Annotated in this window: 22 protein-coding genes and 1 other annotated feature (1 of these 23 cut by a window edge); of the genes, 6 read left to right on the top strand and 16 right to left on the bottom strand. The window is 38.4% G+C overall.

The genetic code is table 11. The features are described 5' to 3' along the window. Nucleotides 1-74 (bottom strand) — a binding site (T-box leader); it reaches 133 nt to the left of the window's first position. The 5 genes from gltX to IGK70_RS00175 all read right to left on the bottom strand — a co-directional run bounded on the left by gltX (nucleotide 73) and on the right by IGK70_RS00175 (nucleotide 5,258). Further along, nucleotides 73-1,530 carry a glutamate--tRNA ligase gene (gene gltX / locus IGK70_RS00195; protein ID WP_010706819.1) on the bottom strand — a complete coding sequence of 486 codons (1,458 nt, stop codon included), beginning with the start codon at nucleotides 1,528-1,530 and terminating at the stop codon, nucleotides 73-75. It overlaps the preceding feature by 2 nt. Nucleotides 1,531-1,582: 52 nt before the next feature. Further along, entirely contained in the window at nucleotides 1,583-2,056 is a 474-nt protein-coding gene (ispF, locus tag IGK70_RS00190) for a 2-C-methyl-D-erythritol 2,4-cyclodiphosphate synthase (protein ID WP_002367570.1), read from the bottom strand. A gap of 18 nt (nucleotides 2,057-2,074) precedes the next feature. Next, nucleotides 2,075-3,220: a PIN/TRAM domain-containing protein gene (locus tag IGK70_RS00185; RefSeq protein ID WP_002368622.1), complete on the bottom strand. Its 1,146-nt coding sequence runs from the start codon at nucleotides 3,218-3,220 to the stop codon at nucleotides 2,075-2,077. A gap of 103 nt (nucleotides 3,221-3,323) precedes the next feature. Then, a complete protein-coding gene (gene radA, locus IGK70_RS00180; protein WP_002356050.1) occupies nucleotides 3,324-4,694 on the bottom strand; it encodes a DNA repair protein RadA in 1,371 nt (456 codons plus the stop codon). 78 nt (nucleotides 4,695-4,772) lie between these two features. Further along, entirely contained in the window at nucleotides 4,773-5,258 is a 486-nt protein-coding gene (locus IGK70_RS00175; RefSeq protein WP_002367569.1) for a dUTP diphosphatase, read from the bottom strand. A 319-nt stretch (nucleotides 5,259-5,577) separates the two neighbouring features. On the opposite strand from IGK70_RS00175, the gene proB reads away from it, so the two are divergent. Together proB and IGK70_RS00165 are read left to right on the top strand one after the other, a co-directional pair. Beyond that, entirely contained in the window at nucleotides 5,578-6,393 is an 816-nt protein-coding gene (gene proB / locus IGK70_RS00170; protein WP_002389550.1) for a glutamate 5-kinase, read from the top strand. Then, on the top strand, nucleotides 6,380-7,633 hold the full coding sequence (locus IGK70_RS00165) for a glutamate-5-semialdehyde dehydrogenase (RefSeq protein WP_104855842.1): 1,254 nt from the start codon (nucleotides 6,380-6,382) through the stop codon (nucleotides 7,631-7,633). Before proB ends, IGK70_RS00165 begins: the two co-directional genes overlap by 14 nt. A 91-nt stretch (nucleotides 7,634-7,724) precedes the next feature. Here IGK70_RS00165 and IGK70_RS00160 read toward each other — a convergent pair whose 3' ends face one another. Continuing rightward, a complete protein-coding gene (locus tag IGK70_RS00160) occupies nucleotides 7,725-8,672 on the bottom strand; it encodes a helix-turn-helix transcriptional regulator (protein WP_162783093.1) in 948 nt (315 codons plus the stop codon). A gap of 64 nt (nucleotides 8,673-8,736) precedes the next feature. On the opposite strand from IGK70_RS00160, the gene IGK70_RS00155 reads away from it, so the two are divergent. The 3 genes from IGK70_RS00155 (at nucleotide 8,737) to IGK70_RS00145 (ending at nucleotide 12,920) form a co-directional block, all read left to right on the top strand. Continuing rightward, entirely contained in the window at nucleotides 8,737-9,204 is a 468-nt protein-coding gene (locus IGK70_RS00155) for a VOC family protein (RefSeq protein ID WP_002364587.1), read from the top strand. Nucleotides 9,205-9,211: 7 nt separating this feature from the next. Then, nucleotides 9,212-9,721 carry a ClbS/DfsB family four-helix bundle protein gene (locus tag IGK70_RS00150; protein WP_104855844.1) on the top strand — a complete coding sequence of 170 codons (510 nt, stop codon included), beginning with the start codon at nucleotides 9,212-9,214 and terminating at the stop codon, nucleotides 9,719-9,721. 583 nt (nucleotides 9,722-10,304) lie between these two features. Further along, the gene (locus tag IGK70_RS00145; RefSeq protein ID WP_002361467.1) at nucleotides 10,305-12,920 is read left to right on the top strand and encodes a YfhO family protein; all 2,616 of its coding nucleotides are present in this window, start codon (nucleotides 10,305-10,307) and stop codon (nucleotides 12,918-12,920) included. Between the two features lie 36 nt (nucleotides 12,921-12,956). Here IGK70_RS00145 and mprF read toward each other — a convergent pair whose 3' ends face one another. From mprF to IGK70_RS00120, 5 genes are all read right to left on the bottom strand, one after another. Continuing rightward, nucleotides 12,957-15,548, bottom strand: a complete 2,592-nt coding sequence (gene mprF / locus IGK70_RS00140; RefSeq protein ID WP_002407592.1) for a bifunctional lysylphosphatidylglycerol flippase/synthetase MprF — start codon at nucleotides 15,546-15,548, stop codon at nucleotides 12,957-12,959. Between the two features lie 192 nt (nucleotides 15,549-15,740). Then, nucleotides 15,741-16,121 (bottom strand): RidA family protein, encoded by a 381-nt coding sequence (locus IGK70_RS00135; RefSeq protein ID WP_002356039.1) that lies wholly within the window; start codon nucleotides 16,119-16,121, stop codon nucleotides 15,741-15,743. 99 nt (nucleotides 16,122-16,220) lie between these two features. Then, on the bottom strand, nucleotides 16,221-17,435 hold the full coding sequence (locus tag IGK70_RS00130) for a MalY/PatB family protein (protein ID WP_016618494.1): 1,215 nt from the start codon (nucleotides 17,433-17,435) through the stop codon (nucleotides 16,221-16,223). A gap of 14 nt (nucleotides 17,436-17,449) precedes the next feature. Further along, nucleotides 17,450-19,018, bottom strand: a complete 1,569-nt coding sequence (malX, locus tag IGK70_RS00125) for a maltose/glucose-specific PTS transporter subunit IIBC (protein WP_002378674.1) — start codon at nucleotides 19,016-19,018, stop codon at nucleotides 17,450-17,452. Between the two features lie 148 nt (nucleotides 19,019-19,166). Then, entirely contained in the window at nucleotides 19,167-19,937 is a 771-nt protein-coding gene (locus IGK70_RS00120; RefSeq protein WP_002387434.1) for a MurR/RpiR family transcriptional regulator, read from the bottom strand. A 197-nt stretch (nucleotides 19,938-20,134) separates the two neighbouring features. Between IGK70_RS00120 and IGK70_RS00115 the strand changes: the two genes are divergently transcribed. Beyond that, nucleotides 20,135-20,338: a hypothetical protein gene (locus IGK70_RS00115; RefSeq protein WP_002383512.1), complete on the top strand. Its 204-nt coding sequence runs from the start codon at nucleotides 20,135-20,137 to the stop codon at nucleotides 20,336-20,338. 46 nt (nucleotides 20,339-20,384) lie between these two features. Here the strand turns inward: IGK70_RS00115 and IGK70_RS00110 are convergent, their stop codons facing one another. The 5 genes from IGK70_RS00110 to IGK70_RS00090 all read right to left on the bottom strand — a co-directional run bounded on the left by IGK70_RS00110 (nucleotide 20,385) and on the right by IGK70_RS00090 (nucleotide 24,463). Next, nucleotides 20,385-20,912: an HdeD family acid-resistance protein gene (locus tag IGK70_RS00110; RefSeq protein ID WP_220421771.1), complete on the bottom strand. Its 528-nt coding sequence runs from the start codon at nucleotides 20,910-20,912 to the stop codon at nucleotides 20,385-20,387. Nucleotides 20,913-21,159: 247 nt separating this feature from the next. Continuing rightward, the gene (locus tag IGK70_RS00105; RefSeq protein ID WP_002356033.1) at nucleotides 21,160-21,537 is read right to left on the bottom strand and encodes a DUF956 family protein; all 378 of its coding nucleotides are present in this window, start codon (nucleotides 21,535-21,537) and stop codon (nucleotides 21,160-21,162) included. A 161-nt stretch (nucleotides 21,538-21,698) separates the two neighbouring features. After that, entirely contained in the window at nucleotides 21,699-22,610 is a 912-nt protein-coding gene (locus IGK70_RS00100; protein WP_002356032.1) for a PTS system mannose/fructose/sorbose family transporter subunit IID, read from the bottom strand. A 22-nt stretch (nucleotides 22,611-22,632) separates the two neighbouring features. Next, on the bottom strand, nucleotides 22,633-23,436 hold the full coding sequence (locus IGK70_RS00095) for a PTS mannose/fructose/sorbose transporter subunit IIC (protein ID WP_002356031.1): 804 nt from the start codon (nucleotides 23,434-23,436) through the stop codon (nucleotides 22,633-22,635). Between the two features lie 34 nt (nucleotides 23,437-23,470). Continuing rightward, the gene (locus IGK70_RS00090; protein ID WP_002356030.1) at nucleotides 23,471-24,463 is read right to left on the bottom strand and encodes a mannose/fructose/sorbose PTS transporter subunit IIA; all 993 of its coding nucleotides are present in this window, start codon (nucleotides 24,461-24,463) and stop codon (nucleotides 23,471-23,473) included. Nucleotides 24,464-24,569 lie beyond the last annotated feature (106 nt).

The following is a 24,569-nucleotide window of genomic DNA, read 5'->3' as shown; positions in this document are numbered from 1 at the left end:
GCTCGCTGTTCTCACCACCCACAGCGTCTCTGAAATCCATCTGATTGTCTACTTCTTCTATTCTTTGTGTTTTTATAACACTTTATTTAAATGATCTAATGCTTTTTCTTTGCCTAATAATTCGATAGTTTCACCTAATTCAGGACCATGCATTTGTCCAGAAACAGCAATTCGAATTGGCATAAACAAGTTTTTTCCTTTAACGCCGGTTTCTTTTTGGACGGCTTTAATCGCTGCTTTAATACTTGGCACATCGAAAACGTCCAAGGCTTCTAATTGTTCTTTAAACGCATGTAACACAGTTGGCACTGTTTCTCCTTGCAAGAATTCTTTCGCAGCATCATCTAAAACTGGATGTTCATTAAAGAACAAGTTTGATAGTTCCACAATTTCAGCTGCATAACTCATTTGTGGTTGATACAAGCTAACTAATTGTTTTAACCATTCGATTTTTTCAGGAGATGGATTTTCTTCAACACGACCGTCAGCGACTAAATAAGGAATACACATATCTGTTAGTTCACTTAAGTCCATTTGTTTCATGTATTGATTGTTAATCCATTCTAATTTTTTCGCATCAAAGGCCGCTGGTGACTTGCTTAAGCGTTGTTCATCAAACAATTTAATCAAGTCTTCTTGTGAGAAGATTTCTTCTTCGCCAACAGGAGACCATCCTAGTAAAGCAATAAAGTTGAACATGGCTTCTGGTAAGTAACCTAATTCACGGTATTGTTCAATAAATTGTAAAATTGTTTCATCACGTTTGCTCAATTTTTTGCCAGTTTCTGAATTAATGATTAAGGTCATATGGCCAAAGACAGGTGGTGTCCATTCAAACGCTTCGTAAATCATTAATTGTTTTGGTGTGTTCGCAATATGATCATCGCCACGTAAAACGTGAGAAATTTTCATTAAGTGATCATCTACTGCAACGGCAAAGTTATACGTTGGCATCCCATCGCGTTTTTGGATGACAAAATCGCCACCAATGTTATCTGACTCAAAAGTAATTTCACCTTTTACGATGTCATCAAATTTGTATTCTGTGTTACGTGGCACACGGAAACGAATCACTGGTTCTAGACCAGCCGCTTCTTTGGCTGCTTGTTCAGAAGGTGTTAAATTCGCACAAGTGCCTGCGTAGTGAGGCATTTCCCCACGAGCTTGTTGTGCTTCACGTTCTGCTTCTAATTCTTCTGGCGTACAATAACACTTATACGCACGATTGCTACTTAATAATTGATCAATCAATGGTTGGTAAATTTCTTTACGTTCTGATTGACGATATGGACCATATTCTCCCGGATGAGCAGGTGATTCATCCCATTCCATCCCTAACCATGCTAAGTTTTCCAACTGACTTTTCTCGCCGTCTTCGATGTTCCGTTTTTGGTCGGTATCCTCGATACGAATGATAAATTCTCCGTCATTATGGCGGGCAAATAAGTAGTTAAATAATGCTGTTCTTGCATTCCCAATGTGCAAGTGTCCAGTTGGACTTGGTGCGTAACGCACACGAACTTTCGTCATGTTCATTCCTCTTTCCATTTTTTAAAAACAGACGGTTTAACGTCGTTTTCAGTTATTTTTCCAATAAAGCAACGGCAATTGCGCCGATTCCTTCTTTTTTACCAACAAAGCCCATCGTTTCCATGGTCGTTGCCTTAATGTTCACTTGTGTGACCGCTAAGTGGCAACTCGCGGCTAGATTCTTTTTCATCTCTGCCAAGTATGGGCTCATCTTTGGCTCTTCCGCTAAAATTGTACAATCAATATTGCCAATAGTAAAGCCCGACCGCCCAACTTTTTCATTTACTTTTTTTAATAAGTTTACAGAATTCGCATTTTTGAACTGCGGATCGGTTTCGGGAAACAGTTGCCCAATATCACCCAGACCAGCGGCACCAAGGATTGCATCAATAATTGCATGTGTTAAAACATCGGCATCTGAGTGCCCTAACAGACCTTTTTCATAAGGAAGAGTAACCCCACCAATAATTAAAGGTCGTTGCGGAACTAATTGATGAACATCAAAACCTTGACCGATTCGAATCATACTAAGTCCTCACTTTGCTTAATTTTTATCGTTTTTAGGATGGTTATCCTTGCGATCATTAATCCCGCGACCCGCGTGCGCCGGTTTGGCAAAAATCATACGCCCAGCTGCGGTTTGTAAAGCACTTGTAACAACCACTTCGATTTGCTCATTCATGTAATGCTGGCCATCTTCTACCACAACCATTGTGCCATCATCTAAGTAAGCGACCCCTTGTTGACGCTCTGTTCCGGCTTTTACAACCATCACATTCATCGTTTCACCTGGAATCACCACTGGTTTCACAGCATTAGCTAAAGCATTAATGTTTAAAACAGGCACATTTTGAAATTCAGAGACTTTATTTAAGTTGTAGTCATTGGTCACAACCACGCCATCTAATAATTTTGCTAATTTGATTAATTTACTGTCTACTTCAGAGATATCCTCGAAATCTCCGTCATACATCTCAACGGAGATACCTTCTTCTTTTTGTAAAGCATTTAAAATATCTAAGCCACGACGACCTCTCACCCGTTTTAAACTGTCTCCAGAATCAGCAATGTATTGTAATTCATATAAAACAAAGTTAGGGATGAGCAAAACACCTTCTAAAAAGCCTGTTTTCGCGATATCGTAGATTCTGCCATCAATGATGACACTGGTGTCTAAAATTTTGTATTTATGGAAGTTGTCTTCCACTTTACGTTCCAACATTTGTCCTTCGGTGTCTTCCGTATTTGCTTTCTTTTGGCGAGGTGTAAAAACTTTTTTCCACTCCTCAATCCGTGTTGTTCCCATTCGGAAACCTAAGTAACCCAGAATAATCATAACTAGAATTGGTAGTAAACTATTCACGACAGGAATTTGTAAGTTGTACATTGGAATGGAAATAATGACACCAATTGTTAAACCAATGATGGCACCAATACTTCCAAATAATAAATAGGTTAAACTCATTTCATTTAAAGCTGCTTCGATTTTTTTGACAGCGGAAACAATATACTTTGCTAACCCTAAAGATAAAATAAAGAAAATAATTGCACCGATTAATCCGTTCGTAAAGTTATTGTTTAACCAACTGTTATTGCCTTGCTTAGCCATTTCCCAAGCCATTGGGAAAAGAGAAATTCCTAAACTTGCACCAGCAATGATCATCAGCAACGTGATGATTCGTTTTTGCATATAGCCATCCTCCTCGTTTATTTAATAAAGACGTCTAGTGTTGTGGGGCGTACAAAAATCATACGCCACCAACAACCTAAACGGATTATTTCTACTTTTTTCATTATTTAAAAACTTTTCTTAACGTTTCACCAATTGTTGAAACGCCAATAATTTCAATCCCTTCAGGCGCTTCCCAGCCACCAAGGTTATTTTTAGGGACATAGACTTTTGTAAAGCCTAGTTTTTGCGCTTCACGCACTCGTTGTTCAATACTATTCACGCGGCGAATTTCACCAGTTAAACCAATCTCACCAATGAAACATTCCGAAGATGAGGTTCCTTTTTCTTTATAGCTAGAAGCAATACTGATTGCTAACGCTAAATCAATAGCTGGTTCATTAATTTTGACTCCACCAGCCGCTTTTAGATACGCATCCTGGTTTTGTAACAAAAGGCCTGCCCGTTTTTCTAAAACCGCCATGATTAAAGAAACGCGATTAAAGTCCAACCCGGTGGTCGTTCGCTTGGCATTGCCAAACATCGTTGGGGTAACTAACGCTTGGATTTCCACCAAAATGGGGCGTGAACCTTCCATTGCTACCACAATTGAAGATCCGGTGGCTCCTTCTAAACGTTCTTCTAAAAAGACCTGAGAAGGATTCATAACTTCAACCAATCCATGTGTCTGCATTTCAAAAATACCAATCTCATTCGTTGAGCCAAACCGATTTTTGACAGCCCGTAAGATTCTAAAGGTGTGATGCTTATCTCCTTCAAAATAAAGAACCGTGTCTACCATATGTTCCAACATCCGTGGCCCTGCGATAGACCCTTCCTTCGTTACGTGTCCGACAATAAAAATGGCAATCCCATTCGTTTTTGCCAGTTTCAATAATTCGGCAGTTGTTTCTCGGACTTGACTGACACTACCAGCAACGCTGGTAACATCTGGCTGCGTCATTGTTTGAATCGAGTCAATAATGACATAGTCTGGTTCTAATTTTTCAATGGCTCGTGATATTTCGTGCATATCTGTTTCTGCGTATAAGTAAAATGTCTCGTTGACGGTGCCTAAACGCTCCGCTCGTAATTTAATTTGCTCAGCACTTTCTTCACCAGAAACATATAAAACCGTGCCACCTGTGGCTGCTAATTGTTGCGATACTTGTAAGAGCAATGTTGACTTACCTATTCCGGGATCGCCACCGATTAAAACTAATGAACCTGGAACAACGCCACCACCTAAAACCCGATTCAGCTCCACTAATTCAGTTTTTACACGAGGCTCTTTTTTAGGTACGACTTCAGATAACCGTTGTGGTTGTGTCTTTTTACCAGTCAAACTTACTCTAGCACGACGATCAGAAGTATCTTGAATAACCTCTTCCACCATCGAATTCCATTGTCCGCAATTAGGACAGCGGCCGAGATATTTTGGAGACACATACCCACAGCTTTGACATTCAAATTGAACTTTTGCTTTTTTTGCCATGTAGAATCTCCTTATCTGTTGTTTATTTTAACATTTATTAAATGGTTTGAATAACGTTGCCTACTGAAAAAATGGGCTTTATTTTTGTCCAGACGAACCAAAACCGCCCGTTCTTTCTGCATCGACTTGGTCATCATCCGCTAATAAAAACGGCTTAAAAATCCCTTGGCCAATTCGTTCACCTTTTTCAATGACAACATCTTCATATCCAAAGTTTAAAAATTGGAACATGATATGTCCTTCGTTATTCTCGTTATTATAATAATCACTGTCAATGACTCCGACACCATTCGCTAAAAGTAGGAACCGTTTTAGCGGGTTCGAAGAACGACTTACCAATTCTAAATATTCAGAATCAGGCATATACGCCTTAATTCCTGTTTTAACTAAAATTGGTTTGGGATTTTCTCCAGCTTGTTGTAACTTCCAAAGACTTGGTACAACGACCGTTTCGGCTGCTTGAAAATCATACCCCGCGGCACCTTTTGTTGCTCGTTGTGGGACACTCAAGCCCTCTTCTTGATACTTAGAAATAATCTCAAAACCACGTTGTTTCATATTCATTCTCCCCTACTGTCTAAACTACTCCTATTTTACCATAATCTCTGATACTCTGGTTGTTTTTAGTAAGTTTCTCATTTCTAAAAGCCCAGTTAATCTAGACTACGCAAAAAAGAGGAGAATTTTTGTTTATTTTCCTTCTTTTAGTCTATCATCTTCTCTTAAAATAAACAGACCAAATCCCAAAAAGTCCCAAGATTCCCTCAAAAAGTTCACACTTTCATTAAACTTTCTTTACTATTCATTATTTAGCACTTTCTAGTAGCCGCTGATTTTGTTATAATGAGTGTCAAATTTTACTGTAAAAAGAAACGAGGCACTTATGAGAAACAAACTCCAACAGGCCAAACGAATTGTGATCAAAGTCGGAACCAGTTCTCTGATTTATCCCAATGGCAATATTAACTTAAAAGCAATTGATCAATTAGCCTTTACTTTGAGTGATTTAAGCAACCAAGGCAAAGAAATTATTTTAGTTTCTTCTGGCGCAATTGGTGTCGGACTGAATAAATTAAATCTATCTGTGCGTCCAACGACAATTCCAGAACAACAGGCAGTCGCTGCAGTCGGACAAGCAGAATTAATGAACATTTATAATCAGCGGTTTTCAACCTATAGCCAACAAATGGCACAAGTTTTATTAACACGTGATGTTATTGAATATCCTGAAAGTCGCAATAATGTTACCAATACTTTTGAACAACTGTTAAAAATGAATATTATTCCTATCGTCAATGAAAATGATACTGTCGCAATTGAAGAATTGGATCACTTAACCAAGTTCGGGGATAACGATCAATTATCTGCCATTGTCTGCCAAATTGTTCAAGCTGACTTGTTAGTTATGTTATCAGATATTGATGGTTTCTTTTCAGATAACCCTACTGTCAACAAAGAAGCCACGTTATTCTCTGAAATCAATGAAATTAATGAAGACTTGTTCCAATTAGCCGGTGGTAAGGGAAGCCGCTTTGGCACTGGTGGGATGTCTAGTAAATTAAAAGCTGCTGAACGTGTGTTAGCTAATCAACAGGCGATGATTTTAGCAAACGGAAAGCAGCCAAAAATCATTTTTGAAATTTTAGAAGGAAAAGATATCGGTACGTTATTTATTAAAGGAGGGCATGAAAGTGACTGATTTAAAGCAACTAGGGCAACAAGCTAAAGAAGCCTCTTATACGCTAGGCTTGATGAATACTCGTCAAAAAAATACTTTGTTAAACAAAATGGCCGCAGCCATTGAAGCCAATGCATCCCGCATTTTACAAGCAAATGCATTAGATTTAGAGCAAGCCGCTACCCACGGAATTTCTGAAACAATGCAAGACCGCTTACGTTTAACAGAAGAACGGATCACAGCGATGGCTGAGGGCATACGCCAAGTCGCTACTTTACCCGATCCAATTGGGGAAGTAGATAAAATGTGGCGCAATGAAGCGGGACTGTTAATTGGGCAACAACGCGTGCCTTTAGGTGTTATTGGAATCATTTATGAATCGCGGCCAAACGTGACAACAGATGCCGCTAGCCTTTGTTTCAAATCGGGAAATGCTGTTATTCTTCGAGGCGGAAAAGAAGCGTTTCACTCCAATCAGATATTGGTGACAATTTTACAAGAAGCGCTAATCCAAGAAGCCGTTTCTCCCCATCTCATTCAATTTGTTGATGATACTTCTAGAGAAACAGCCCAACAACTTATGCGCTTAAATGACTACTTGGATGTCCTCATTCCGCGTGGCGGCGCCAACTTAATCAAAACTGTTTTGACAACAGCCACTGTTCCTGTTATTGAAACGGGCACGGGCAATTGTCATATTTACGTGGACAAAGACGCCCAGTTAACAATGGCAACTGAAATTATTGTCAATGCTAAATGTCAACGTCCTTCTGTCTGTAACGCCGCCGAAACGTTATTAATTCATCAAGAGGTGGCTGAAGCCTTTTTACCAACAATTGAAAAAGCCTTGAAGGAGTTTCACGTGGAACTTCGGGCAGATGAACGTGCGTTAGCAATTTTTGAAGAAGCCATTCCAGCGACTGAACAAGATTGGGAAACGGAATTTCTCGACTTTATCTTAGCAGTGAAAGTCGTTGATTCTTTGGACGAAGCCATCCAGCATATTAATCGCTACAATACAAAACATTCTGAAAGTATTATTAGTGATAATTACTTTGCCACACAACAATTTTTACAACAAGTGGATGCAGCCGCTGTTTATGCGAATGCTTCAACTCGTTTCACGGACGGTTTTGAATTTGGATTTGGCGCCGAAATCGGCATTAGTACGCAAAAATTACATGCCCGTGGACCTATGGGCTTAGCAGAGCTTACTTCGACAAAATATGTTATTTATGGAAATGGGCAAGCACGTTCTTAGAAAGAAAAACCCTTGATTTAAAGATCAAGGGTTTTTCTTTCTCTTCTCCAATGTGCATTTTTACACATGAGATTGTTCACAGTTCCACAATCTATTCTTGATATTTTTTTTGAATCCTCATTATACTTTCTACATATGCTTGTTTCACTTGGACTGGCTCTAAAATTGTCACTTCTTCACCAAAGCCCATAAAATAGTTGGCTAAAAATTGTGTTTCTGTTGGATGAATCTGTCCAACTAAAAAACACTGCGTGGGCGTTTCTTCCAACTGAATATTGTCAAAGCGATGTTTATAAAAAAATTCTTTGCCCTTTTCTGTAATGATTGCTTTAAATGGAATCGTACGTGCCGTCGTTTGTTGATGGCGATACGATTCTTTCAGTTCTTCAGTCGTAAAATCCAGTGTTTGGTTTAACTGCTGAATAGCCTCCATAAAATCACAGCGGTAAGTACGCCAAGCCTTTTTAGTCACATCATAGCCTGAACAATACCAATACCCTTCTAAAATAGCTAACCGGGTTGGTAAGATTTTTTTCGTTGTTGCTTCATATCTGGTATAGTTAAACTGAATTACTTGTTGCGCCAAAATACAATGAAACAGCTGCTCTAAATTGCCTGGTGCTTCTACTTGTTCAATTCCTTCGTAATAGACGACCTTACTCATTTGACTGATTTTAAATTGGGTTGGTTCATCTAAAGAATGCAATAATTTTTGCTTAATTTGCTGATAGGAATGACCAAACGGTGACTCTGCAACTAATTTCAGTAATTGTAACGAAAAAAAGATCGCTAACACTTCGTTTTCATTAAAATAAATCGGCGGCAACAACGGTTTGTTTAAAACTCGATAGCCACCATAACGACCATTCTCCACATATAGCGGCACGCCTAAATTTTCCAAAGCTTCAATATCCCGCAAAGCTGTGCTTTTAGAAATCCCAAAAGTTTTCATTAACTGATTTAAATTAAACTGAGGATGGGTTCTCAAGAAAAAAAGTTCCTGATTTAAACGTTCTGATTTTTTCATTTTTCCCTCCATCGGTGTCACTTTTTGACACCTTTTATTGTTATGCTTATCTTATCAATCTTAGGAGGTTCAAACAATGAAAAACACACAATTTGCCCTTTTTATGGTCTTAAATGGACGAGCAACGGAAGCCTTGACGTTTTACCAAGAAGCCTTTGCTGGTGATATTCTTTTTAAAATTACTAATCAAGAATTTAAAGAGCGCTTAAATCCTTCTTTGACCATTCCCGCTGGCGAAGAACACTGGCTTTCTCACTCGATTTTACAAATGGACACTTTTCAATTACAACTAGCTGATAATCCTTTGTTTGCAGGAATGAATACCACGCCCACAGAACAATTGACCCTCAGCTTAACCGTCAATAGCCGTCACTCTGCCAAAACAATTTTTGAAAAACTCACGCGCCATCCCGAATCCTGTATTATCCAAGAACCAATTGAAAATGAATTTGCAACATTTTATGCGATTGTGAAAGATCCTTTTGGTTTAGTCACTCAAATTACTCAAGAAAAACAAGCAGATCCTACCAAGAAAGGACGTTAGCCGAAGAATGCGAACCTATGAATCAAAAGAAGCCTTGATTGAGGCCATTCAAATAGCTTCACAAAAATATTTAGCTGAATTTGCAGAAATTCCTGAAACACTTAAAGATCACCGAATTGAAACAGTAGCTAAAACACCTTCAGAGAACTTAGCCTATCAATTAGGCTGGCTCAACTTGCTGCTTTCTTGGGAAGAACAAGAACAACGTGGTCTGACCGTTCAAACGCCAGCTGAAGGCTATAAATGGAATCAACTGGGCGCTCTCTATCAATCATTTTATCAAACTTATGGACAAATGAGTTTAGAAAGTCAGCTGATTGCGTTGCAAGACATCTTAGAAAAATTACTTCATTGGATTGACTCGCTTTCCGAAGACGAATTATTTTTACCTCAACAACGGGCTTGGGCGACCACCAAAGCACAATGGCCTCTTTGGAAATGGATTCACATTAATAGCATTGCCCCTTTTACTAGTTTCCGAACGCAAATTCGCAAATGGAAAAAAGTGTGTCTTTAAAAAGTTATCCACATTTTTTCAAAAAAAGCTTGACAAGCATTTTTAAATTCTCCACAGAAAACTTTGTGGATGAAATTTCTTATTTTTTCCAAAAAACTTTTCCACAGTGCTTATTTGTTCGACATTAAATCTTTGTAAATTCTAGAGAAAAGAAGATGAAAACGTTGTTTTAATAACGTTTTCATCTTCTTTCAACTTTAGGGGCTCCTTTACTTTTAGCAAGCAGCCCTTCTGAACTTGCGTCTATTTTTTTTAGCAACTCGAAAACTTATCCTTGTGGATAAACCGAGATAAAAAGCTTTTTTGTGGTTTTCAACAGAGTTATGCACAAAGTTATCCACAGGGTGTTTTCAGCAATTTTTCGGAGAATATTCGTTGTTTGATGTGGTGATTGGAAAATCGACTTCATATAACCGTTTGAGAGTCTTTTAATCCCTCGCTAGAAGCTAGCTTGAGTGTAGGAAAATCGTTTCCCCCCACCCTTAGGATCCTAATAAAATTTTAAAGTTTTTCTTCTATTGGTACATCAAATAAAGAGTATGATAAACTATAGGTACTTTCGAAAAATCAGGTGAGGTTATTTATGAAAAATAAAAGTAGGCAGTTTTTAAAAAACAACTGGCCTTATATGTTAGCCAGTTTCTTCATTCCATTTTTAATTATGGCAATTATCTATTTGAGTATTGGGATTTATCCAGGAAGTAGTCGCAGTGTTTTAGCCAGCGATGCCTTTTCTCAATTTTCAAATTTTCACGCAAGCTTTAACAATGTTCTTCATGGAAAACAAAGTCTTTTCTATACGTGGAATGCTTCTTTGGGACTAAACTACTTGTCCTTAATTTCCTATTATCTTGGTGGCTTATTTACGCCGCTCGTCTTTTTCTTTAACAATCAAAACATGCCTGATGCGCTCTATTTCCTAACGTTGTTGAAAATTGGGAGTGCCGGCTTGAGTTTTTGGTTCTTGGCAAAACAAACCTTTAAGATTCCTAAATGGTCCCATGTGACTTTAAGTGTGTCTTATGCGCTAATGTCCTTCATTGTGGCCCATTCGGAATTAATTATGTGGCTGGATGCCTTTATTTATCTGCCACTCGTAATTTTAGGAATTCATCGTTTAATGGACCAACGAAAACCGACATTATTGTTTGTCAGTTATTTCTTGCTTTTCATTACAAATTATTATTTTGGCTTTATGATTGGGTTGTTTTCCTTCCTGTACTATTTTGCACGAACGTTTACAGACTGGCAACGATATAAATCTCGAATCGTTGCGTATTTTACTACTTCTCTTTTAGCTGGTGGAGCATCCATGATTATGGTCTTACCTGCTGTCTTAGATTTACGAACCAATGGTGAAACTCTTTCTGAAATTACAACCTTTAAAACAGAAGCGACTGCCTTTTTAGATATTATTATGAAAAATATGATTGGCGTTTACGATACAACCAAATATGGGTCCATTCCTTTTATTTACATTGGGTTGTTGCCTTTGATTTTTTGTCTCTTCTATTTCGTTACGAAAGAAGTTCCGTTGAAAAACAAACTACTTTTTGGCAGTTTGTTTGTCCTATTGATTGCTAGCTTTTACATCACGCCCTTAAATTTATTCTGGCACGGTATGCATGCGCCGAACATGTTTCTTTTCCGCTATAGTTTCCTCTTTTCATTCCTAGTTATTTTGCTTGCTGGTTATGGTTGGGAAAAATTTGAAAAGGATGATCTCGGCGTCTTAAGCGGCTTGATTTTGATTCTTTTAGCAATTTTTGCTCTTGCAATGGGCACAAAAGGTGCTACTAGTTATACGTATGTGACTTTAACCTCTTTCGTATTAACAGCAACTTTTTTGCTATTATACTTTTTCGGAATTGCTTTTTATCAATTGAAAAAAGCGCCTATGCAATACTTAGTGATTTTGTTATTGCTGCTCGTTTCTGGTGAAGCAATCATTAACACACGGGCGATGGTCACTGGTATTTTAGATGATTGGAACTACGCATCACGTAGTTTGTATTCTGAACCTTATCCTGACTTAAAAAATCTAGTCGATCAAACAAAAAAAGAAAATGATACCTTTTACCGCTTGGAAAATTTAAATGGTGTTTCGGCCAATGACGGCATTAACTATGGCTACAGTGGCATTAGCATGTTTTCTTCCGTGCGGAACCGACATTCTTCAACATACCTAAACGCCTTAGGTTTCCGCTCACGAGGCACGAATTTAAATATTCGTTACCAAAATAATACCTTGTTAATGGATGCTTTGATGGGCATTAAATACAATATTGCTGAAAACAATCCAATGAAATTCGGCTTTGAGCGACAAGCAGCTGCTGGTAAATATCAGCTTTATCGTAACGAAAATGCTTTGCCGTTAGGATTTTTAGCAGACAAAGAGATTTACAATGTCCGGCAACCTCTCAATGATAATTTAGGTAGTCAAACAAATTTACTAAATGCTTTAGCCAATACCAATGAACGGTATTTTACCTTTTATCAACCAACGATGACGCTTCAAAATAACGTGACAATTACGCAAAATACAGCTGGCGTAACTTTTACGGAGAAACAACATAACGTAGCCAAAGAGATTTCTTATACAGTCAATGTTCCCGCCAATACGCAAGCTTATTTGAGTTTATTCCCAACGGATTTTGCTCAATTGGAAAGTTCCACTGCGACGGTCACCGTGAACGGCTCGAGTCAGCAATCACAAATTGGCATTACTGGCCAATATTATAATTTAGGCTACTATCCCAAAGATACAACTGTTAACTTCAAAGTAAGTTTTTATGGAACCAAAGCAGTAAGTTTTGTTCAGCCGCAAGTAGTTGGCTTAAATACCAATGCATTTGAAAAAGCCATTTCCGCCGTGCAAGAAAAAGGCGTTGATTTAACCACTGGCAAACGCTCTGCTTCAGGTACCTTTACCGCCGACAAAGATCAAGTACTCGTCACTACAATTCCTTATGACAAAGGTTGGCGTGTCAAAATTGATGGCAAAAAAGTTACCCCAAAAGCCTTTAAAGATGCCTTTCTAAGCGTTCCTGTCAGCGCTGGAACCCATACTATTCAGTTCTCTTATTTACCAGAAGGATTGATTCCTGGCATCGTGTTATTCGTTCTATGTACTGGTGGTTTCGTTGCCTACGTAACCTTGATTCCAGCTAGACGAAACCGTAAAAAAGAAGACAAATAAAAAATCACGCGATGGCTAAGTCATCGCGTGATTTTTTTAAATTTCAGTCATTGCTTCTTCCACAAGCGAAACACTTTGATGTCTTCCTTTCGTAATCAACAAGGAAAGTTGCACAAAAGCAAAGAGGACACTGGTCCGCTTAGGATAAGCAAAATAACGTGGTTGCCAACTAGTGACATATTGTTCTTTGCGCTTGCGTGTATCTTGAAACGCATAAATTTGATAACTATACTTGTAAAAAATATTAACAAAGCGTTCTTTTAAGAAAGAGTACTTGCTCTCCCCTACGTTAGCCAACGGCGCCATCCCAATATCAATTAATTGATAGCCCTGCTGTTGATAGGTTTCAATAAAATGAGTGAACAAATATTCTCTAGTAAAAGCAGGTGCTTCTGAACGAATACGTAACAAATCATACGAAATACTTTTGCCTTTTTCCATTTCTTTTCCCGTAATGAAACCGATGACCGTTTGTTTCTGTCTCACCAAGCCCACGCTACTGCATTTCAAGTACTCGGGATCCAACCGTCCACCAATAAAGTAGCGCTCTTTTTGATTCCGTGACCAGTCCGCAGAAACTCGTTCTAACTCTTGATATAAGGCATCACTAATCGTTTCGGGATAAAATTCAAACTGAAAATCCGCTGCTTCCGCTGCTATTTTTTCAGTCACTGTTTCCGTCCAGGCTGTTTGATTCACTGTTGACGGCTCATCAAATTGAATCAAGCCTTCTTCCCCAACTTTCATAAATTCAAAGCCGCAATCGTGAAGATTCATAACATATTCTTCCGAGATACGATAAAAAACTAATTGATAACCTAACAAATCAGCTTGATCCATAAACGCCAGTGTCGCCGCTGTCCATTTCTCTCGTTGCCCAATTGGATCCGCCAAGACAAAGCATTTATTAAACTTCATTTGAAACCCAAAAAGTACTTGATCTTCGCCTTCTTCTTGGTAATAAAAATGACCATAATCCTTTAAATACAAAAATTGACTGCCTTCGTTGCCACCAAATTTTTCCAAAAAGCGTGTCAACCGCGCTTCCTCAAACCCCTCACCTAAAGTAACAGTTGTTTCGGCTAAATATTGATACAAAAAGAATAAACCAATCAAGGAAATACTTAAACCAATCAATCCGTTAAACCAAACATCATCTGACGGAAACAACAAAAAGTGATTGATAACTTGATTGCCACCAGCTGGTCGTGCGGCGTAATAGCCAGCAACCGCATAACCGATAAACAAGCAGCCAAACAAAATACTATCTACCGTTAAAGCGCCCCATGAATAAACAAACTTTTCACGATAAAATTCTTTACGAGCCAAAATAACCGCCAATAAAATAACAGCATAAACAGTAATCAACTGCCACGAAGTCGTTCGTGCCACCGTATTTACAATACAAAATCCTAGTAAAATAATTGTAGGCCAATAAGCTTTTTTCACTTTCATAGAAATGCCTCGAGCTAAACCTAATAACAAGAATCCTACAAATAAATTCAATGTCTGATCTAAAAAATTAAAAGAAAAGGGAAGTAACACTTGGAATAAACGACTGACATTCGACAAATTCGTCACAGTCGACAATAGAACCATCATAATTCCTGCAAAATATAACGCCGCCACCAAAATAAAATGCGCCACTTTTTGTGAAAATAACCGAGGTAAATTATCAAAAAATTGATTAACTTTCATGCCTGCTTGTTGCAAGAACAAAATAACTCCTGTCATAAAAGGCGTCACATAATAAAACAAACGATAATACAACAACCAGACGACCGCTTGTGATCGATCAATCCCTAATTGTGATAAGCCCAAAATCATTAAGACATCAAACGTTCCCATACCACCAGGAACCATGGTTAACATCCCGATTAACGTAGCGATAACAAACATTGGATAAACAGAAACCATCGAAACTGGTACCTGCATCAAACGACCTATCATTAAGAAAGCAAACATCCCACCTAGCCATTGACCTAATGAAGCGCCGAATAATAGGAGCACCGCTTTTGGAAAAAATGTTTTAAACAATGTTCGCCGTTTTAAATACGTGAAAAACCAGAGCGCTGGCGCAATCAGGCTGCCCAATAATAACCAAACCCAATATTCACGAAAAACATTTTGGGTTCGAATAAAAAATAAATCAACAAACGCCACAAAAGATAAAATAGATAACCCTGAAATCAAGAACAGAGCAACTTTTGAGACCGTTGCTACAACCTTGCCCCGTGGTACATCTTTTCCGTAAAAATTAATCCGTAGCGTTGCACCAACCACGCCGCCAAAACCCGCTAAGTTATTAATGGTATTGGTGACCCAAGCCGAAGTTAACCAATCCATTCGTTTCATTGGTGGCTTACCTTCTTTTTCCAATAATTTAACGACTACATAGTCATAAAGGAGCATCGGAATAACCCCTAATAGTCCTGCCAAGACCATACCAATTAAACGCCCCGTACTTTGTTGTTCCATCGTGGAAAAAATATCCGCCCAGGTCATGCCTTGAGCGATATGTGTCACTTGGTTAGCCACGAAAACTAATACAGAACCAAGAAAAATTAGTTTCAATAATAAACTGTGTTCTTTCAACCACTGCGTTAGTTGGCTAATATTTTTTTTCATCTTATAGCCTCTTTCATATCTCTTTTCTATTCATTTAACTTTCGTTTTATCGATTTTCTTCCATGGTAGCCTATTTGCTGAAAATTTTCCAGCACGGCTAGACATTTTGGCTGAATCGTATTGTTTTATTGAAAAAAAAGAGTGAGAAAAAAATCTAAGACGATTTTTTTCTCACTCTTTTAACTGTATTTTTTACGCCACTACTTCTGCGATAATCTCAATCTCCACCAACACATCCATCGGTAATTTAGAGATTTCAATCGTTGTGCGTGCAGGATATTCCGCACTAAAATACTCAGCATAGACTTCATTGAATGCCGTGAAATCCGCCATATTTTGTAAATAGCATGTCGTTTTGACTACATGAGCAAAATCACTACCAGCTTCTGTTAAAATCCCTTGAATATTTTTCAGTACTTGATTGGTTTGTTCTTTAATCGTTGTACCAACCACCTTGCCTGTTTCAGGATCCAGTGGAATCTGACCAGAAGTAATCAATAAACCATTCACAATTTTTGCTTGTGAATATGGCCCAATTGCTTGTGGTGCTTGCTTTGTTTTAATTGTTTTCATTTCTTTTCCCCCAGTAAATGACAAGTTGTTACTTTTTGTTATTTTATTTGTTTCTATTTTTCCATTGTACTGCAACCATTTTCGGAATGCTATCTTTTCTCAATTATTCCCAAGCGCTGATGCTGTGCCATCCTTTTGTAAAACAGCTTCAAAACCTTGGCGCATCCTTTCAAGTCCTTCGTGTAGTTTTGCTTGCGAACAGCCAATATTTAACCGTAAAAATCGTTGTCCATTACCGCCATAAATCGAGCCGTCCATAATGGCGACTTTCCCCACAGAAACTAAAGCCTCTTGTAAGCGGGCCACATCTGGAACTGCCGCTGATACGTCCAACCACATTAAGTAAGTGGCTTCCAGCTCCGTCACTTTAATTTTTGGCAAATATGTCTGTAAAAAATCTTTCACGTAACGTTGGTTCTCCGCTAAATAATCATTCAACTCGTCAACCCAAGTACCACATTTTTGATAGGCCGTCATGGTTGCTAGCATTCCCAAAATACTTGTTGATGATAAACCATCGGCATTTTTTAATTTGAGCTGAAAAGCGTCACGTAATTCGTTATCTGGAATTAGGGCGTAAGCAAAAATCAGCCCTGGAAAATTAAAGGTTTTCGTGCCACTGGTAATAATGGCAGATTTTTTATAACCAAATTGCGTAATTGGTCGATGAACTTGGCCTTTATTAACGATATCCATATGAATTTCATCAGAAAGTAAAAACACATCATACTGTTGGCACAATGAAACCATTCGCTCTAATTCCCATTGCTCCCAAACACGTCCTGTTGGATTATGCGGGGAACATAAAAGCAAACAGCGATTTTCTGGTTGCGCTAGTTTTTTTTCTAAATCAATAAAATCAATGCTGTAGCGCTTCTCTTGATAAAGCAGTTCATTTGCCACTACTTGCCGCTTATTTTCCTGAATAACTTTAAAAAATGCATCATACGCAGGTGTTTGTAAAATAATGCCCTCCCCTTCATTAGTTAATAATTGGATCAACGCAGAAATCCCATAGATAACGGTCGGGGTATACATAATCCAGTGTTCTTCAATCTTCGTCTGGAATCTTGTCTGGTACCACGTTTGAATTGCTTCTTTTAATTGTGGATGGTTCCACCTCGTATAGCCAAATACGGGATGTTTCAAACGCTCCTGTAATGTTGCCAGAACTGCCTCTGGCACAGCAAAATCCGTATCGGAAATAGTGAAGGGAAGCAAGTCCGCTTCCCCAAATCGATCTTCTACAAAATCCCACTGTGTACAATACGTTCCTCGTCGATCAATTGCTTTATCAAACGACACACTCTTCACCTTCTGTCTTTTTTCTAACCTAAAATCATCTCTAATTGATTACGGACCGTTGTCACTTTGGTTCCGATAATCACTTGCACATTCTGCGCATCTAAATGCACGACGCCTAAAGCCCCTAATTGCTTTAATTTGTCATCATCTACTTTATTAGCATCTGCTAACACTAAACGTAAACGCGTAATGCAATTATCAATAGCTTGAATATTCTCTTGCCCACCCAAAGCCGCTAAAATCCCAGGCGCATCATAGCCACCCGTTTTCTTATATTGAACTTCTTGATCGGTATATTCAGTCTCATCTAAGACCTTGTCTCGTCCAGGTGTTTTTAAATCAAAGGTTACAATGACTGTTTTAAAGACGAAATAATAAACAACAAACCAGATAGCGCCGACAATGAGAACCCACCACCATTTTGTATAAGTTCCTTGTAACAAGCCAAAAATAACAAAGTCCAGTAGCCCGCCATCAGTGTTTCCAATCACAACACCCAATAAAGCCATTACCATGAAACCTAGACCAGTCATAATGACATGAAACAGCCATAATAATGGACTAATAAATAAGAATAAAAATTCAATTGGTTCTGTAATGCCAGTGATAGCCGTAGCAATTACACCCGAAAGGAGTAAGCCTTTAATCTTATGTCGATTCGCCGGAGCTGCAGTATGATACATCGCAAGTGCCGCCGCTGGTAAGCCAAAAATAAAGGTCGGCATTTTCCCTTGTGACAAGAAAGCTGTTGCGCTTGGTGAAATCGGTAAATTATTTTGCAATTCTGCATAGAAAATATTTAACGCACCAAACACTTCTTTGCCAGCCACCACCGCTGAACCCCCTGCTTCAGTAAAACGAATCATGGAAACCAAAATATGATGCAACCCAAACGGTAACAGTAGACGTTCCCCTGAACCAAACAGAAAAGGCCCAAAAATACCAGAACGTTGGATAAGTTGGCCAATCGCCATAATCATTAGCGCGAAAAGTGGCCAAACTAACGGAATTACTAAGCCCACGAATGCCATTACTAATGAAGTAATAATTGGCACAAACCGTGCGCCAGAAAAGAAGGCAAAACTATCTGGTAGTTGCACCGTATAAAATCGATTATGCAACTTATAGACAATAAGCCCAGCGATAATTCCACCAAGAACACCCATTTCAATCGTTTGAATCCCAAAAACCATTCCTTGGCCGGCTTCCCGCAACTGCTCAGGATCCACGAGGCGATTCGTCTGCACTAAATAGAAATTAATCGCTAAATTCATCACCGTATAGCCTACGAAACCTGAAAACGCAGCAATTCCTTTTTCTTTCCGAACTAACCCCAACGGAATGGCCATTGCAAACATGACAGGTAAATAGGCAAACGCAAAACCACCAATTGTCGACATAAATTGGAAAATAATTTTCACTGCGGGCTTTCCTAAAAACGGGATCGTTTCAATCATGGATTCACTGGAAAAAGAACTTCCTAATCCCAACAAAATCCCCATAAAAGCTAATAAAGCCACTGGCAACATAAACGTTTTACCTAATCCTTGGAAAAACTCCCAGAAAGTCGCTTTCTTTTTCTTTACTGCCATTTCTTAACTCCTCCATTCATTCTTTACAAAACTAAAAATGATTGCGTTTACATTCATTGCCCTCATTATAACTAGCCCAAAACAAAGAAAAAAGAGGCTACACTCTTTCTGTATCCCCTTACATCATTTAGTATGGTGTTGCATAAAATTACCGCGGTTGCTTTGCCTCTGCGTACATTAATAAAACCGTATCGAACAAACAAATGACAGCAATTCTTGAACTTAAATCCACGCGCTGATGATAACGTGTCGTCCCTTTGGCAAATAACGTCGTCGTCGACAATTTTTCCAAGGTGCTTCCTTTAGTCGAAATCAAACTAATCATCGGCACTTGCTGTTCCTGCGCTACACGTGCATACGCTAAAATCCCCTTAGTTTCTCCTGTATAACTGACAAAAATGGCTAAATCCTGTCCATCCAGATTCTTAACTGCTGCCGCTTGTTCATCCCAATCAGATCGTGCATAGGCTTTTTTTCCTAAAAATGTTAGCTTTCGTGCAAAATCAGTACAAATAGGAAAACTGCCACCAACACCGAACACTTCAATCGTATTCGCACGCTCAATCATTTTAAGCATTTCCGCGACTTTGGCTTCATCCATTTGTTGAAAACTATCTTGCACATTGGCAATCAACTGTTGCGTAATAGCTTGAAAACTACGACTATCGCTTTCTGTGCTCTCGCTCTGCACCGATTGGACGATTGCGTATTTTAATTCTTGGAAGCCTCGATAACCTAAGTGTTTTGCTGTCCGAGAAATAGTGGCTGTTGAGACAAACAACGCCTGCGCCACCTCATAAATGGTTTGTGAACTAATTTCCGTCATATGCGTCAAAATATAATCCAGTACTTGATTTTCAATTTTACTTAAATGATTTCGTTTCTTTTCTAACAAAGCGATTAATCCCTCAGTCGACATCCAATCCCTCACTTTAAATCATTTTTTATAATTATACACCAGAATATTCTGATTATTTCAATAAGAAAGTCCAAAATAACCAACAGCGGCTCCATCATTCGCCAGAGAAAAAAATCAGCCTTCCGATGGAGGTGCTTGTTGCGCGTTCTTGCTATACTCTGTATATAGAAAACAGGAAAAATTTGGAGGTAGTACGTATGAATAATCAACGACCAATGTTTATAAATATTCTTTTAGTGGTCCTTTTATTTTTAGTTGTCGGTTCACTCTTTAGTGCCGTTGTCGGTATCGTGGGAAGCTTATTGTGGCTAGCAGTAAAAATTTTAGTTCCCGTAGCGATTATCGTGTGGCTTGTTCGAACAATTTCGGGAAATAATGGCAACTGCCACCGTCGTTATTAAAAAAAAACAGGTTTTCCTTTTCGGAAAACCTGTTTTTTTACTTCTTTTATCTAAAAGCATATACAATATTACTAATACCAAACATCATAAAGTAGAAGCCAACTAAGAAGCTTAAAGTTAGTGCTGAAAACAATGGATTAAATAATAACATTACACCTAAGATAATCCCTAAAACGTCAACAATTAATGTGAACCAGAAGTAACCTGTGCTTACTCGTTTAGCAAAATCTAAAGTAAATAAGCCGAAAATTGAGTCGAATAAAAACCAAATTGCAAAAACAAATGGTAACACAGCGACACCAATATTTAAGTTAAACAATAAGTAAACACCAATGAGGATATCAATAATCCCTAAGATGATTGGTGCATAAGCTTTGTAGCCTAGCAATTCTTTCATACGATTACGTACAAAAATTTCGAAAATCCCTTTAATAATAGCAAAAATCGCAAAAACCATCACAATGGCAATTAAATTACCGGCAGGATTTTGGAAAGAAATTAATGCAGTCAGAACAAATAGAATTCCTAATACTAATGAACCCCAGTCCATTCCATGATGTTGTCGTTGTTCCATGACACTCACTCCTCTATAAAATAATTTATTACACTTATTATGTTACTACTATTTTACAAGGTGTCAAATATTTTCATCGTGCTTTCTGAAAACCATTTCAATGATAACTCCATTAAAAACAACGTATCACTTGATTGTCTCTTTTTTGGTGCAAAATTGTGCCTTTTTTGTATAAATAAGTCCCTCGTTTTCCCACAAAAAAACCGCTACTTTTTCATCTAGTTTATAAAAAAGTAACAGTTATAAATTATTTTTTCTTTTTCCCAATCGAGAGAATCCCTCTTTTTATGACATCAAAGAAACTCAAAGATTGGACCATATGATCTGGGTCAACATATTCACGAATAGCTCGTAACACTCGCTTCGGCTCTTTTGAAGCAAACGTATACGTCCCATTTTTCTTGGTTTGAATCGCATAACGAGGAATCCATTTTCCTTTGAACATTACTGAAGCCAACACGTAATCGACTTCTTCCCACGGAATTTGGATAAACTTACGTGGATCTTTGGCATGGTAAAATTCAAACCCGCGGTCACCTATCATAATTTGTCCATAATCTGTTAATCCTGTAAATGCCGTCGCATCTATAACTAAATCAACTTTTGTGTTTAATGATTGTACCATGTTATCTGCTCCATTTCATTCGACTAATTCCTCTTTATTATACGTTTCTTTCCTGATCGAAACAAACAAAATTACATCTTTGTTTAAAAAAGCGGAAGAAAAGTTTCTCGACTTCTCTTCCGCTTTTTTTGATTAGAAGTAATAAACTTACCTCGTCATTCTTATAATAAGCCGATTAAGTGGCCGACTACGCCGACTACGAATAAACCAAGAATGATAACGATTGGGCTAACTTTTTTCTTCAATAACCACATACATAAGAATGTAAGTAGTAATGGTGCTAGACCTGGAATCAATTGATCTAAGTTATCTTGTAAAGTAGTAACTTTCGTTGGTGAAAGCGCCAAGCCTTGGTTCACTTGTTCAAAGGCTTTATGCATTCCTTCACCGCCAGCAGGAAGTTTATCCCACTCGATATAAGCACCTTTGTCTAACTTAACTTGTGAGACAATTGGTAAGAACTTAATCGATACCCAACGTTGAACTAATGCGGCCAGTACGAACATCCCTAAAATAGAAGCACCTTTTGTAATATCTTGTAGTAAACCACCTGAAAGGTCATCAGTAATTTTAGAACCTGCTTTGTAACCAAACTCTTGTGTATACCACATGAATGACCAACGAATTAAGTTCCAAGCAACGAAGAATAAGATTGGGCCTAAGATGTTACCACCCATTGCTAAGGAAGCACCTAAAGCTCCTAACATTGGACGAACAGTAAACCAGAAAACTGGGTCACCGACACCGGCTAAAGGACCCATCATCCCAACTTTAACCCCTTGAATCGCTACGTCATCAACTGGTGCGCCATTGGCACGTTCTTCTTCCAAAGCTAATGTTACACCAAGAATTGGTGAGGCAATGTATGGGTGTGTATTAAAGAATTCTAAGTGACGTTTTAACGCCGCTGAACGTTCTTCTTTCGTTTTATATAATTTTTTGATTGCTGGAATCATTGAGAATGCCCAGCCGCCGTTTTGCATACGTTCATAGTTCCAAGAACCTTGGATAAATGTTGAACGCCAAGCTACAGCTAAACGATCTTTTTTAGTTAATTGAATTTTTTCTGCCATTTTCTTTGCTCCTCCTTCAGAATTAGTAGTCGTTTAAAATATCGCCTAATGGGTCGCCAGAGTTGCCTCCGCCATTTGAGTTAGAAGAACCGCCCATTTTAGATAAGTTCAAGTAAATAAGAGCTAAAGCGACACCTAAAGCACCTAATGCGATTAATGTTAATTGAGAAATCGCTGCGACTACGAAACCGATAATGAAGAATGGCCATACTTCTTTTGTTGCCATCATGTTGATTACTAATGCATAACCTACGGCAACGACCATACCACCACCGATAGCCATACCATCAGTTAACCAAGCTGGCATTGATTCTAAGAAATTACGAACAGTGTCAGCAGGAATGAATAGTAACGCACCTGCTGGAATCGCAATACGAATACCTTGTAAACATACAGCGAAAATGTGTAACATTTCAACTTGTTTAATGTTGCCTTTTTCAGCAGCCGCGTCCATCATGTGAACGATTGGCACCGCAACTGTCCGAACGATCATTGTTAAGAACAAACCTGCAACCGCTAAAGGAACTGCGATAGCAATCGCTGAAGGAACACCTTTAACACCTTGGCCACCTAAAACTAAAATAATTGCTGAGGCAACAGATGCTAAAGCGGCATCCGGCGCAACGGCAGCCCCGATGTTCGCCCAACCTAACGCGATCATTTGTAAAGTACCACCTAAAACAATTCCGGCTTCTAAATTACCAGTAACTAATCCGATTAATGTACATGCTACTAACGGTTGGTGGAATTGGAACTCATCCAAAATCCCTTCCATACCAGCTAGAAAGGCAACGAGTAAAACTAAAATAATTGATATAACAGACATGATAAGCCTCCTATTTTGATTTGTATTTGGCGAGTTACGCGTTTGCTAACTCATTTTTTGCTTTTTTCAAAATTTCGTCCATATTCGCTTTTGAATCATTTGGCACTTTACGCACATCAAATTTGATGCCTTTGGCTTTTAATTCATCAAACGTATCAACGTCTTCTTGACCCATTGATAATACTTTGCTTACAACGACTTTTCCAACAGAGTGAGCCATTGAACCAACGTTTACTTCTGGGATTTCTACGCCGCCTTCAACCACTTTTAAGACGTCTTCAGGATTTTCAAATAATAATAATGCTTTTGTATTGCCAAAACGTGGATCTTTCGCTACTTCAATCATTTTACTGATTGGAATAACATTGGCTTTTACTCCTGGAGGAGCTGCTTGTTCGATTAATTTCTTACGTAAGTCATCTTTTGCAACGGCATCAGAAACAACAATAATTCTGTTTGGTTGTGTTGCTTTTGTCCAAGCTGTTGCTACTTGACCATGTAATAAACGTGAATCAATACGTGCTAGCACAAATTTAATTTTGCCATCGCCAACAACTGTACCTGGTGGTAACGAACCTTTTGGCTGTGCATCTTCTGTCGCAGCAGCTTTTGGTGCTTCTGCTGGTTGTAACTCTTCTGGTTTAACTTTGACACCATCTTTTGCTGTTTCAAGAATGTGTGTCGCAATTTCTTGTGCTGATTCCATAGAGAAACGAGAAGCATATGCTTCAATAACCATTGGTAAATTCATACCTGCAACGATTGCCCATTTGTCTTTATGATCTTCTAACAATGAGTTCGCTTGGTTAAATGGTGTTCCTCCCCATAGGTCAACTAAAAATAGTACTTCGTCTTGATTGTCAAACGATGCAATGGCTTCTTGCATTTTTGCTTTTACATCATCGGGACCTTCGCTAGGCATTAACGTAACTGCTTTTACATTTTCTTGTTCGCCAAAGATCATTGCACCAGATTGCAAGATCCCTTCAGCAAATTCACCGTGACTTGCTAGGATAATTCCTACCATTTTTATACCTCCTGTATAATTGATGTTTTTTTTCATGGTTGTACTGCTAAACGCTTTCACTTTTTGAAAAAAATCAGATAAATCAGATTCTGACAAAAATAAATGA

It is taken from the genome of Enterococcus sp. DIV0358, from assembly GCF_051713465.1.
Classification (GTDB): Bacteria; Bacillota; Bacilli; order Lactobacillales; family Enterococcaceae; genus Enterococcus; species Enterococcus faecalis.
This window is presented reverse-complemented; position numbering and strand designations above follow the sequence as displayed.